At 31.8% G+C, this 13751-nt stretch carries 14 protein-coding genes; 1 reads left to right on the top strand and 13 read right to left on the bottom strand.

Annotated features, from left to right (window positions below):
• Nucleotides 1-107: 107 nt before the first annotated feature.
• A complete protein-coding gene (locus tag FNJ88_RS07155) occupies nt 108-749 on the top strand; it encodes a hypothetical protein (protein WP_143852526.1) in 642 nt (213 codons plus the stop codon).
• 824 nt (nt 750-1573) lie between these two features.
• On the opposite strand, the gene FNJ88_RS07150 is transcribed toward FNJ88_RS07155, so the two are convergent.
• The 13 genes from FNJ88_RS07150 to FNJ88_RS07090 all read right to left on the bottom strand — a co-directional run bounded on the left by FNJ88_RS07150 (nt 1574) and on the right by FNJ88_RS07090 (nt 13648).
• Nucleotides 1574-1753 carry a hypothetical protein gene (locus FNJ88_RS07150; protein ID WP_143852525.1) on the bottom strand — a complete coding sequence of 60 codons (180 nt, stop codon included), beginning with the start codon at nt 1751-1753 and terminating at the stop codon, nt 1574-1576.
• A 1075-nt stretch (nt 1754-2828) separates the two neighbouring features.
• On the bottom strand, nt 2829-3602 hold the full coding sequence (locus FNJ88_RS07145; protein WP_143852524.1) for a hypothetical protein: 774 nt from the start codon (nt 3600-3602) through the stop codon (nt 2829-2831).
• A 27-nt stretch (nt 3603-3629) separates the two neighbouring features.
• Nucleotides 3630-4013: a hypothetical protein gene (locus FNJ88_RS07140; protein WP_143852523.1), complete on the bottom strand. Its 384-nt coding sequence runs from the start codon at nt 4011-4013 to the stop codon at nt 3630-3632.
• A gap of 227 nt (nt 4014-4240) precedes the next feature.
• Nucleotides 4241-5146 carry an IS1595 family transposase gene (locus FNJ88_RS07135; protein ID WP_143852522.1) on the bottom strand — a complete coding sequence of 302 codons (906 nt, stop codon included), beginning with the start codon at nt 5144-5146 and terminating at the stop codon, nt 4241-4243.
• 9 nt (nt 5147-5155) lie between these two features.
• A complete protein-coding gene (locus FNJ88_RS07130) occupies nt 5156-5449 on the bottom strand; it encodes a hypothetical protein (protein WP_143852521.1) in 294 nt (97 codons plus the stop codon).
• A gap of 71 nt (nt 5450-5520) precedes the next feature.
• Nucleotides 5521-6219, bottom strand: coding sequence for a hypothetical protein (locus FNJ88_RS07125; protein WP_143852520.1), 699 nt, complete (start codon nt 6217-6219; stop codon nt 5521-5523).
• Nucleotides 6220-6222: 3 nt separating this feature from the next.
• Nucleotides 6223-7251, bottom strand: a complete 1029-nt coding sequence (locus tag FNJ88_RS07120) for a hypothetical protein (RefSeq protein ID WP_143852519.1) — start codon at nt 7249-7251, stop codon at nt 6223-6225.
• A gap of 4 nt (nt 7252-7255) precedes the next feature.
• The gene (locus tag FNJ88_RS07115; RefSeq protein WP_262711446.1) at nt 7256-9031 is read right to left on the bottom strand and encodes an OmpA family protein; all 1776 of its coding nucleotides are present in this window, start codon (nt 9029-9031) and stop codon (nt 7256-7258) included.
• Between the two features lie 54 nt (nt 9032-9085).
• A complete protein-coding gene (locus FNJ88_RS07110) occupies nt 9086-10045 on the bottom strand; it encodes a hypothetical protein (protein WP_143852517.1) in 960 nt (319 codons plus the stop codon).
• 1 nt (nt 10046) lies between these two features.
• Complete coding sequence (locus tag FNJ88_RS07105; protein WP_143852516.1) at nt 10047-10538, bottom strand: DUF4280 domain-containing protein; 492 nt, start codon at nt 10536-10538, stop codon at nt 10047-10049.
• 2 nt (nt 10539-10540) lie between these two features.
• The gene (locus FNJ88_RS07100; protein WP_143852515.1) at nt 10541-11605 is read right to left on the bottom strand and encodes a hypothetical protein; all 1065 of its coding nucleotides are present in this window, start codon (nt 11603-11605) and stop codon (nt 10541-10543) included.
• 10 nt (nt 11606-11615) lie between these two features.
• Complete coding sequence (locus FNJ88_RS07095; RefSeq protein ID WP_143852514.1) at nt 11616-12656, bottom strand: hypothetical protein; 1041 nt, start codon at nt 12654-12656, stop codon at nt 11616-11618.
• 32 nt (nt 12657-12688) lie between these two features.
• Nucleotides 12689-13648, bottom strand: a complete 960-nt coding sequence (locus tag FNJ88_RS07090) for a DUF2931 family protein (protein WP_228414588.1) — start codon at nt 13646-13648, stop codon at nt 12689-12691.
• Between the last annotated feature and the right edge of the window lie 103 nt (nt 13649-13751).

Genomic DNA, 13751 nt, shown 5'->3' with positions numbered 1-13751 from the left:
CCATTCGGATTGAAAAATCAACCGCTCACCCAGAAAAAATTGAAAAAAACAGGACATTGATCTATCTTTGAATTATCAAAACACCAACAAATCAAATATTTAAAATCATGAAAAATTTCCTTTTGACAATGCTTTTATTAGCCAGTGCAAGTCTCTTCGCTCAAACCACATTTGAAAAAGTAATGACGGAAAAGATCGCGAAAATTAACCAAATGAAAACACCAGAAGATTTCTCTGCGTTAGCAAATGATTTCACAAGAATTGCTGACAAAGAAAAAACTCAATGGCTTCCTTATTATTATGCTGCGTATTCCACGATTGAAAAAGGCAGAACTTTGATGAGAACCGGGCAACTTTCGGAACTTGATGCTATCGCTGCAGAAGCCCAGAAAAGCGTCGATAAAGCAACTGACCTCAGCAAAGACAATGCAGAAATATTGATCTTGCAAAAAATGATTCATAGTTTAAAAATGATGGTGGATCCGCAAGCAAGGTTCATGAGTGAAGGAATGTTGGCTGCAGATGCTCTAACAAAAGCAGAAAAACTAGATCCAGAAAATCCAAGAATTACTTTATTAAGAGCAGAAGATACTTATTACACTCCAGAACAATTTGGTGGCAGTAAATCGAAAGGTCTGGAGTTGATGCAAAAATCTGTAGATCAGTTCAAAGTATATCAATCGAAAACGCCTCTAGATCCAAATTGGGGAAAAAGCGAAGCGGACTATTTTTTAAGTACAAAACCTTAATAGCAAATTAATAATGAAAAATCTCCTAAAAACAGGAGGTTTTTCCAATTTTTACAGATTAATCTGACAGGATTTTAAACTAACTGCATCTGAATACTTCAAATTTATATTTCTATATCCTTTCTAATTGGGATCTTAATAGCGTCCTCGATTTCCTACCGGTATAAACCTTTAAATAACCACCTTCTAAAGTGGTTATTTTATCGAATATTGATATAATTTCATACTTATGGTCTGGTTGAGAAATTTGCACATGAAATGCTAACTTTTTCAGTCCATTTTTGTCAACTGAATAGCGCTACAAGGAAAATGACATGAATGTTTTTATTTTCAAAAGTGGTAATTATATCATTCTTTGTAATTCCCTGTCCACTGGTAAATACGAATACTCTCTTTTTAAAGGCGCATTATTAAGTAATATTTGAATAAAATTATTGTCTGGTGCAATTCGAACCTGCATAACTATTTGGTTCCGGTCTTTTTTAAAGCTTCATTGGTTTTTTCCAAATTGCAAAAAGCGCACGCGTGTTTAAATGTTGCAGTTTTTCTTTCCCTGTTTTCCAGAAAAAACCATCTCTCGTCAAATTGCTCTTTCTTTGTAAGGCCTGTTTAAAACCCACGGAGAGTACATATTGCTTTGTCCATCCTTTACCAGATACTCCCTAATTGCCGGAAGAACTGCTATAAGGTAAACTTACATCTCAACCTTGTATTTTTAAAAAAAGACTGTCAAGAAACGACAGCCTTTAAAGGTAAGATTTGATTTAATATTGTAGAATCTTTTAAGAAATTAAATTTTAGTTTAAAAACTTCATATATATATTTTAGTAAACTTTAAACTCATTTTCGCCTTTAGGTAAATATAAAAAATGTTTGATCTCAAAAATGCTGTTTTTAAATTCTCCATCTTTAATTTTGCATACTAATGCGTTACCTCCACGAATTTCAGGATCTGAACCATCTGTAATTAATGCTACAAGTCTTCCATTAGCAAAAAATTGCATCTTATATTTTTCTATTGGCAGTATGTTTACATCATCTTTTATAATTATTTCATTAAGTTGATTCCAGGCTGCTTTTACTTTGTCTCTGTGGCATAATAGGCCAATAAATCATCTCTCAGTCTATCGTAAGTTAGTTTCGCAATACCGTCCGCATCTTTTTTCAAATAAATTTCCCGAATATTTTGGTATTCTTTTAAAACTTTTTTTTGTAATTCTTCTTTATTTAATGTGCGTAAGTCAGTGGAATTTTCAAAGGGAAATTTTAGTGTATTTAGTGTATATGGAACGTCAACTTTGATTTCAAAAGAATTTTCATAATAACTTTTACCACTTCCTTCAAATTAAAAAGTGGAATAATCCTTTGTTATTTTGGTTTCTAATTTTGATATTTCATATTTGAAATGCTCAACATCGTCTCCATTTTTATTTTTTAGGTCATAGCTATATAAATGAAGTTTTAAATCACTATCGTCCGCTAATATTTCAGATTTTTGTGCACCATCTTTTATATCATTTAATGGATATAATTTATAATTTACTTTCTATGTTCCTGTTCCATTCAATAGATTATTAATCTCGAAGGCATCTGGGACGTCGTAAGTAAAATTTCTAAAAGCAGGAAGATCGTTTACAAAGATTTCGAAAAAACATTTATTTCCATTATGGTTAAATCCGTAAATATTTTCTGCAGGATAGTATTTTATCTGTTTTGTAATTTCCTACACTATATTGGCAGCGGTTATATTTTCGTTTTGGTTAATTCGTGTCTTTTGTGAACAACTTTGTAAGATGATTCCGAGGGAGAGAAATATCAAATACTTTGATAGTAATAGCAACTTAATAGACTTTAAATTCTTTTTCACCCTTATTAATATAAAAAAATCTGTTTAAAAAAATCCCCCCTTGTTCCTCCATCATAATTTACTTAAGACCATGCTTTATTCTCAGGAAGCTTGTTATCATTTCTGGTAGCAACTACAAACAAATATTAGCATATTTTCGTATTCATTTCTTTTTTCCAGCAATAGCACCAAATTCTAACGATTTTTATAAACCTTGCAATAAGTTTTGTAAATTAAATTATTTCAAACTCTGTTTTGCCTACTGGAATATAAAATGCTAAATCCAGCATCAACTCTTCTTCAGTTTCTTTATTTTCTAAAAATAATGCGGGTTCTCCATTTGGTTTTTTTAGCATTGCGACTTTGTTATCAGCACAATATACCATCACTGCATCTTCTGGGATAGGTTGAATTTCAAATCCTGATTCAAAATCTTTTATAAGGTCATCAACTCTATTTGCAGACTCATCTTTAGATAAATACATAGATATCGCCATATTTTCTTCTCTCTTGGAGATCAATTTTTTATTAAGATCAAATTCGTTATTTTTAATAATGTTTGCTATTTTTTCATAAGTAGATTCTAATTTTTTTCTACAATCATCAATGTCTTTAAGATTAATTCCTTTTTGCCACGCTTCTAAAGAATACGGAACATTTGCCTCAAAGGAATTTGAGTATTTAATTATAGGAATCTTTTTGTCTTCAACAGCTTTAGAATGATATTCTCCAAATTGTTCTTCAAAAATAAAATCGTTTGCAGTATCAAAAAGTTTAATGTTAAAGTTAACTTCGGATTTTTTATGTAATTCTAAATCTCCAACGTTTGGTAAAATCGACACTGACAAAGATTGTACACCGCTTTCTAGGATAGCATAATTAATTGGAATCATGCTTGCAACCTGACCCTCCACATTCATATGAATTACTGGATAATCATTTATTCTTATCTCGAACAAACATGCAGAAGCACTAAAATCGATCATATAATAGGGTTGCTTTTTCATAATACTAATTTTAAAGTACTTATTTAATTATGGTGTAAATGTTTTAACAACATGTGATGTAACCGACTCCTGATTATCCGGCATCATTACTTTATTATCTATGAAATATAGAACTGAAGAAACAGTTGGTTTTTTATCTGTGTACTCATAATATTGTGCTAATACAATTGTCTTGTCCTTTAAATTCCAGGAAAAGGCTGAGTTTCCCAAAATCTGACTATCGCTATTTTTTTGAGGAATACCAGAAAGTATTTTCGGTGTGTTATATTGAGACTTCAAATAATTAAATAATTTATTACTTGTGTCGGTGTCTTCAACTTCAATTTTAATACCTTTTGAGGAACGTTCTGTTGTATTGTTAATTAGAATTCCGACAGTAGAACTTTTAATATCGTTTTCGTTAGTGTTCATGAACGTTACGTTACCGAACCTGAAATTGTTTACTTCCTTTGTTGTTGCAATTGGCAAAGTTGTAACAATTTCTCGTGGATCCGTTTGAATTTTAGTATCCTTTAAAATGTCCTTGTAACTGGTTTTAAAATTAATTTTTTCAAGATTTATTTTTTCTTGAGATTGACAAGATAAACAAGTTGCTACACATAGCATTAATAAAATTATTAATGTATATCCGTTTTTCATCATACTCCTGTAATGCTTGCTAGCACAAGTCTATCGAACAGTTTATCTTCAAAATATCTCCGATTTAACTTATAAACAAACTCATTTAGATAAAGTTGAAGGTTTTTGCGTTTTATTTTGTGGTAATTTCCTAATAAATTCCTTTTCGCATTACTGATAAATATGTGAACCCAACGCAAAGTATCTTTTGTAGTTTCTTTCGAAGATTTTTCTGAAATATGAATTTCTACAAGTTGTGATATATCAACATATGACGTGCTTTGATCTGTAAAAACTATGCTGGATTCTGCCAAAGATTCTTTAATAGTCTCATTAATTCCCTCTGCTGTATGATCTTCTAATACTATTGCTTTAAAATATCTACAAGATTTCGATGTCTCTCCTGTTTCTATATTTTCTAATGGCGTAGATTCCGCCATCACTGCAACATTTTGCTTTCCAACTGCACCTCTTCCACGAATCCCTTTCTCTTGTTCCAGTTCTCTAGATTCAACTGTAAAATACCCTTCATCCATTTCAATCATGCCCTCTAAAGTGTATCTTTCATCTCGTTTTCCCATCGCTTTTCTCAATTTGTGCATCATGGTCCAAACTGGCTCATAGCGCTTCAAACCTAATTGCCTTTGCATTTCTTTAGCAGAAAATCCCTTTTTTGTTGCACTCATCAAAAACATCGCTTTATACCAAACTAGAAAGGACAAATTGGAATTCTCCATGATGGTTCCACTTCGTAATGCAGTTCGCTTTCTACAAGATTTACACTCGTAACTTAATCTGCTTTTAATCCAAAAAAAATCAGTTTTTCCGCACTTGCAGGAAACACCAATTTTGTCACGTCCTGCTTTGAAATGAGATATACAATCCTCTTCACTGCTAAACTCCGCTCCAAAACTAAAAATATTCATCTTAATGATTTAATTATCAAACAAATATACAAAATTATGCGAAGTTACGGACATGCATAATTTATTTTTAATCAAATCTTCGAATAGAACAAAACTGGTTGATTTTCCTTTTGTAACTTCCAGTTTATTTTCAGCATTGTCACTCTCATCAATAAAATCATAGGTCAGCGGAACGACTATTCTAAATTCATCATCCATGATTCCAAATATGGGTTTCCCTTCAACGGTTTTTTTAGAAATAATGAAGTATTTATTGCTGTAGGTATAAGGTATAGTACTTGAATACTGGAAAGTTATAACCACTTTCAGATCAAAATTAATGATACCAAATTCATCGTTTTAATCTGTTGCCGCTACTATTTGGGAGTGAAGTTTTACTTTATTACTATTCCCACTTCATCTAAAAATTTAATATTTTCCTCATAAAGTGAATAATCAAAGGGAATATTCATTGTTTCCTCTGTGACATTCCATTTCCATAAATCATCTTCCTCATAATAGAAATCATATGTATTATTATTAAAGACTGAAATTGTTTTTACCAGTTCATCTACATTAGGTCCTACTATAACAACATTACAGGTTACTCTATAATTTTTTTCATCAATGCTAACCTCGTTTTCGTAACATTTACCTAATCTTACTTGTAAACCTCTTTCTACAAAATCTGTAATATTGCCCTTCGAATATATTATAAACGCCTGCTGAGCATCTTCGTTGGTAGGTTTCCTTTCTGCTTTTTTTAATGACTTATTTGAATATTTCTCTTTTTCGAGTGCCTTACTTTCATTTGTAAAAGGCTCCTTAAAGTAATAATACAACTTTTCGTTACTATTATCTGATAAATTTTGATCTTGAAATTTATCAACAATTGTGTTACCAGCTGAGATGATGGTGTCGTTTTGTATTGTTGTATCATTTGATTTATCGCGTGGTAATATTTTTTCTTGAGCGAAATGCTTCATTGTTGATTTAAAATTGGTCCAACCAACTGTGGAGTAAATCTTCCAGGTAACCCATCCAAATAACAATAATGTAAAGAGGAGTAGTACTTTCAATATATTCTTTATCATATTTTATCTAATAACTTCTAAACCGTCTTCTAAATTCTTGCCTTTGGGAAGATAAAGATATCTATAATTAAAGAAATAAGTTTTCCCGTCTGAAGGGCTCTCTTCAATGCCCCATAATGCTGACTCGTTTTTAAGATTGATATCGTCACTTGCGTGTTGTAATGTGACTATTCGATGGTTTCCATAAAAAACACGTTTAAAATTGATGATAGGTTGTTCTTTGTAATATTTAGATATTATAGGTTCTTTGTAAGCGTTTAAAACCTTAATGAGGTCTTGCTTATTATTGTATAAAGCGCTTCTAACTTCAATTTCCTTACGATACATAAATTTCAGTAATCCATTTAAATCTCTGCTATTGTATAAATCCCATTGACTTTGATAAAATTTTAAAGTAGCTTCTTCTAATTTTTTTTGATCAAGTTTTGATAAATCTTGCCCATTGCTCCAGCCTTGGTTCTCATATGGAATTGTAGCATCAAACTCAAATGTAATTTCATAATAATTTTTTCCTTCTCCTTCAAATTCCGGAATTTCAACATTATTATTTTGCCCTGCCATTCTAACTTTTGTTGGTAAATTAAATTTTGCGACAGTCGTAGTTGTAAATTCTGCATCTTTATTATCAACGCTTACAATTTCAAGTGAGCATAAAACGTTTGGTGAAAGAACATTACCAGATCTGCTGTATTCTTCAGGTGCTGGATATAAACGCAATGTAATTTTTTGTCTACCACTTTTTAGTATTGCCGGATTTAAGTCATATGGGGTAGCTTGCTGAGAATATTCAAATAATTTTCCAACGGGAAGATCATTTACCAAAACCTCATATAAACATAATGAGTTTTTTACGTATACCTGATAAAGCGGTTCTTTCGGATAATGTTTAATTTGTCTAGATATTATTTCAACAAAATTATCTGATGTTAAGACTGGATTATTCATATTTGACAGGGTTTGTTTAATTTCATTGTTTTTTGAGCATGATAGCAAGATGCATACAATGTTTAATATTACAATTATTTTTTTCATAAATTTAAATTTTGAAAAGATAAACTTTATCCATTGTGTAAGTATCTCCTTTAATTAATGTAAAAGCTTTTGGTTTATCGTTTGGATTAGTATCAACTTTCTTTTTTCCATCCACAAAACCAACTACTTTCTGAAAATAAGTTCCCTTTAAACCTGAAAAGAAAATAATATCTTGGTGGTAAACACCCGTAGGAATTCCTTTTACATTATAATCTATACCGAATTTACGAGAGAAGGTCATATATCCTCCTAAATCAACATCCAGTTTAGCTTCTAATTTTACATTGGTAGGCGGAATTGGTAACCAATAAATATCCTTCTCTTTTACAATTTTGAAACCTTTCATCGAAACTCCTGCGGAAATACCTACACCTGCTGTAAAATTTCCAGAAGCACTATTAAGACCATACAGAAAATCCCGAACAAATATTTTTTTTGAACCCATATTAACTTTTACATTAATCTGCATTAAAATTTTACCTTTAAACTCAAATTTAAGTTTTGTGCCCTCCAAAGTATTTTTATCTAAAATATCCTTCAAATCTTCGGCTAAATCCATTTCTGAGAGGAGTACTTCTTTCTCATATGAAATACCTATTAAAGGATCAGCAATAGAATTGATTTCTACAACTCTGGATATTTTCCCTATCCAAGATTCAAAATACATCGTTCTATTCTCTGCCAATTTTGGATAGACTACCTCGAAGCCCCAATCATCTAACTTATCTATGACTTTGAAAAAAGATTTAAATTTTTTTATTCTTCCAAAAGCACCTTTACCACGTGTAAACCATATAATTAACAGGATAATTAATATTTCAATAAGATACATTATTACCAGTGCAATCGTAGTTAATGTGCGGTATTCTTTGGTATAATCAAATCTCGCTGCAGGAGCTAATCTTTTTTCAATATCATTGAAATTATATAGAAAATGAAGACCCAAACCCATTTTATGAGTCTCTTCATTTATAAACTCGATTATTTTATCAGAAAGTTCTTTTTGTTCTTTGTTTGTAAAGATATTTATTACATCTAAACATTTTTTTAAAGCCGCCACCGTCTCATCTAACCAAACAAAATTATCCACGATATCTACAGGAACATTATTCCAGAAATAAGGTTCTTTATAACTCATCCGTATATTATAAGTTAGAACCGCATCTGGATAAGTAGTTAGCAAAACAGTGGCATGGTCTATTTTAGAATAATATGCACAAGAATTTATAAAAACCTGATGAGCGAATTTGCTTCCAAGGAAAAAAGAATGCAGAAAATCATTCAATTTTGGTGCTAATGAATATATTTTATAGGTAATATTAGGATTATCACCATCATTTAACACTGCGCGAGATTTAGATTTGAAACCATCTAAAATAATTATTTCATTTTTGTGAATATGAGGTTGATGATAGCAACCTTTTCTACTAACACCATTTACAGCAATCGAAACTGGCAGTGGTTTTTCAATAGTAGGTGCTATTAGAGAATATTCTATTGGCAAAGCATCTTTATCACTAATAAGAAATTTTATAGTTGTCCTTCTGTTCATCTCATGCATCGTTTCAGAAATGTTTTCACCAAGATATAATGGCATTGTTTTACCGTATCCTTTAGCGTGTATTCTTCCTATATCAACTCCCTTACTGACCAAATAATCAACAACTGATTGAGCTCTTCTTTGAGATAACAATTTGTTATAAATGTCAGTCCCCCTCACATCTGTATGCGAACCTAGCTCCACGGGTACATAGGGCATTAGTTTGGTTAAAAACTGCAAAATTTCATCAAGAATAGGTTTTGCATCAGCACGAATATTTGATTTATCATAATCTTAATTAATATTTTTTATAGTGTAAAATTTACTTGAAGCATCCATCTTATTAATGAACTTTCCCTCATTAAAAAGTTCTACTGTTCCACCTCTTTCTGTAAAATTTATTACTCTAAACCTACATTTTGAAATATTATCAACTTTTTTTTCCGTGTCCCCAATTTTTACCGGCGAATTACTGGTGAGAATTTCAATTTTGGTTTGTATAGGAACTGTTTTATTTTTTACACGAAGAAATCGTGCATGTATATAATCATGGTTATTGTCTCTAATATATTGACTATTATCTTTTATTTTAACATAAAATTTGTTACCATCTTCTCCTTTTTTCCAAGTGGGTAGAATTGTAAAATCTGTATTTATTTCTCCATTAATTACCCATGCCTGTTTATCAAATATTTTTGCAAGTTTATCGTCTTCTTTAGGATCATAATTTTTATCGGTTAACCATTTTTTAATTTTTTCAATTGTTATATCATCGTTTAGCCGATATAATTCCACAGTAACCCAGTTTCCATTGATCCCTTCAGTATTAAGACTAAGAAAAACATTCTCACCAAAAGAAAAGTCATGATCACGTTGATCACTACCATCGTTTTGAATACACCATTTACTATATGTAATTAAAGGGTCACAATGTCCGTTAATATAAATTCCATTAGTGAAATCACAATTTTCAGAAAGACTTGCTTCAATATAGTGTGTATAGGAACCACAATGATTCTTAGGTATGGAAAAGTTCAATCTATTGCCGTAATCATTAGCCAAGAGTTCTTTTTTATTATCATATCGGAACCAATTAACATTTCCCTGGTACAAACCATTTATGCCAGGTGCCCACTCACCAACTGTAATGTGTGCCAGTTCATCAGCTTTTAAAGTGAAATGATTATTTGCAGGAGTGCTTACGTTAAGAAGTTCACCATATTCGATTTTTAAACTTTTTATACCTTTTCCCATATCATTTTGCTTCAAATATAACTTTATCAGACTTTTGTTTTTTTTCTCCAATTACAGTAGAAGCCACCAATGGATTAATCTGCTGCTGCACATCTTTATCTGCATTTTTAAAATTCTGCTTGCTCGCTTCGGTTCGCTGTCCGTGATCTAAAATTTCAATACATGGCGTTCCTGCAATGGCACAAACTGCTTTGCTGTCTTCTACCAATATATTTCCACCGTTGCTTAGGACAACCTCTTTATAAAAACCTTTCCATTCGGTAATCATGGGTTTGCAAGGTGGAGGAGGACTGCCCATTTTTGTACAGTTTCCAAAGGTGTTTTTTTCCAAAGTGGTAGCGCCAATTTCCATTGTGGTAGCAATTAGTTTTTTGGATGCCTCTTTGTCGTTAGCATATTCTTTTTTATGAGAAAGCACTTTCAATTTATCAGGAATCTGCCCAAACTGACATTTGCACATCGCGCCTTGAACTACTATATGTTTTTCTGCCATGGTTAATTTATTTCTTTGTTAGACACTTTGATTCTGGAGAGGTATTGGTTCGCAAATTCCAGCCGAACGTACATTTTATCTTTTTTGAAATCTACCACCATTAATGCGGTGTCAGAATTTTCATCAATATTGATGGTTGTTTGATACAATTGTGCATTATATCTGGCAAATTTTATTTTACATTCTTCTGCTGTGCTGTCATTAAAAACCAGATCATAGGGAAAACCTTTCACTTTTACATCTCCGTAATACTGCAAAGCATAAAATTCTGTTCCGTCATTCATTTTCGCGTAGATGACGTTAAAATCCTCAAAATCGTAATTGTAATAAATTCTATTCTCACAATCTGCGCATTCTTTTTCAGTAGGAACGGTATTTAAAGATTTTGTAAAAACTGCAGGCGAGGTTGGAATTGGTATTAATTGTTTACCGAAAAGATTTTGTAGTTTTTTTGATACGATGGTCTTTTTATTTCTTTGTGCGTCACCCGCCGCAATCATAGCTTCGAAAGCCGCCTGGTCAGCATCTACATAAGCGGCGGCACTATCGGCGGCAGCGATATCAGAAGTAGAATCTGAATTTTTGGTCCGCTTTACTGATTTTTTCAGTAAAAATTTTTTCAGTTCCGCCTCCAGTTTTCCGGTTGATCTCGTTGTTTTGGTGTTGACTTCTTTATTAGACCATTGGTCTGGAATAACATCTGTAAGTTCTACAAGTACTTTTGTAGAATTGTTAGATTGCTTTCTAAAAGTTACCTTCCAGCTTGCTCGCTGAATAAACTGTTTAGATTTCGCTCCTTTATTCAAACCAAGGATAAGATATTGATTTGAATTGCCATTAAACTCCATATTTTCCAGTTCGACATCAGTGGAAAAATCATTATCAACTGAAGTTACAGCAGTAAATACTTTTGGACCTGCTATATAGAGACTGGTAAAACCGACAATTTTATTTTCCAGCAGCTCCATTTTTTGGGGCACCACAAATTCGGTTTTTTGTGCCTGACTAAAGCCGAAACTCAAAAAGCACACCATTAAACCTAAAAAATTTTTTAAATTATCTTTCATGTTATTTTATTTAACCTTCTAAATTTGAAATAACCACCGAGACTTTCTTTCGCTCTCCCAGCAAAATATCACATTCCAGATACATTGATTCGGGTAGGTTGGTTTTTCCGTTCATAAAAAACTGCAGCCTAAAATTACCCTCCGAGTTTATTATCGGCTCTTCTTCAACTAAAAAAGAAAAAGGAGCGCCATTAATCAGATCATATACAGATCTTTCTTCGTTTAAAGTTCCATGTCCTTCAATATTAACCAGGTCATAATCGTCTTTTAAAGGATCAATTTCCAGATCAATTTTATAGAGCGGTTCGATAGCGTTATCTATTACCGGAAAACTTTCTAATCCATCAATATTAAATGCTTTGCCGAATTTTTGATAAACGCCAAAAAATAAAGTTCGAATGAAATAATCATTTTTAATTAAAAGAGATATAATTTCCGGCTCGTCAATTTTTTGTTCAATCTTCAATAAATAATCTTCTACAATTTCGCCTTCAAATTCTTTGTACACTTCTTCCTTTATTGTTTCCCATCTGTCTTTAAATATCCCCAGATTTTCTACTGAATTAAATTTGCCTGTTTCATCTACGCTGATTTGCATCGGATAAAGCACTTTTGAAGTTTTATAGGCTAATAAATCGGCAATATCATTAATCTCTTCTTCATTAATGTAAAGTTTAGATGTGCGATCGATTTCAAAATAATGAAGTGCATTTTCAGTTTTCAACCACTTTACGGAAGCCTCATATTTAATTTCATTTTTTCTCTCTTCATTTTCGATGGTGATCATCACACCATAATTATAAAAAGAATTTTTAGGATCGAAAATCAAACGATTTCCATTTCCGAATTTTACGAGTTTAGCTTTATCTAAAACTGCATTTCTTGGGAGAAAAAGTTCTTTTTGCGTTGTAATTCCGATTAAGATATTTTCTTTGGGGACCCCATTTCTATTGTGAAAGTTCTTCAGTTCATCTTCGGACAAGTCATATAATTCCGCGATACTTTTTAGAGTCTCGTTTTTTTTGATGATATGTATGTTGAAGGTTTGCATATAAAATTAAATATTGAAAGATGTAGATAAAATTATTTTGCTTTGTATTTTTTGTACTCCCACATATTATCAAAATCTATTTTTTGAATTAGCATTTCTTTTCCCCCCTGTTTCATTACTAGTTTTCTATTACCCAGGTTTTCATCCATTCTCAGAATAATTTCTATAGGTTGATTTTTATCAAATTTTTTAAATAGGGAAAAAATCTCCTCTTCATCGAAGTATTTTATTTCAAAAACAGTTTGTTTGCCATTTTTGTCTTCAAATATGTAAGAGATCAAACGGGGGATTGCTCTTTGCTTAAAGGGATTCTGTTTAATACTTTCGTTAAACAAAGTTTCTTCTTCGCCATTATACATTTCAATGTTCACGTTTTGAAAATTATGACTAGGAATCTCTATCGATGCTCTCCAGTTGTATTTTTTTCGATAGATCTCCCAAATGTCATATTGTATTCCTTTTTTTTCAAATTCTTTTCGCAACTCAGGAGTTAACTCTCCTAAGGTTTTAAAATATTCATTTTGGGGAACCTGAGCATATGGTGAGAAATCTTTCATATCTATTTGGGTTTCTTTTGCCTGAAAACGCGCTATTTCTATTTGCTGATCATCGCCATACAACCAAACCACAACGACACCTCCCGGAGCACAACCCACTACAACCAGGTTATAGTTAGAAGGCTTACTTGTTCGCCAATCTGTTGTTCCTTTTTCAAATAATTGCTTTATTTTTTCTACAGGCAAATCCCAACTTCCTGTGTAAAATTTATTTTCTTTAAAAGAGGCCCAGGTAATTTCTAGTTTTACAGGAATTGCTTTTAAATCCTCCCCTTGAGAATGAAGGGATCCACTATAACCCCACCCAGGATTGTTTGAGGCAGAGGTCGGTATATAAACCTGATTGCCGTCTTCTAAGTATAGATGTCCGTTGTAAATTTCTGTAGGATACAATTTTGGAGCACTAGATGTTGGTAACCAATTATATTTTTGCATAGCTTTATTTTGACAAGAGACTAAAATGTTTGATATTAAAAATAAATAGAGAATTAATTTTTTCATTGGTTTTTTTAAAGCATATTAATTGAGCAAATACTAA

The sequence above is a fragment of the Chryseobacterium sp. SNU WT5 genome (assembly GCF_007362475.1).
GTDB lineage: Bacteria > Bacteroidota > Bacteroidia > Flavobacteriales > Weeksellaceae > Kaistella.
Note: the sequence above shows the minus strand (reverse complement) of the source record. Positions and strands in the feature narration are given on the sequence as shown.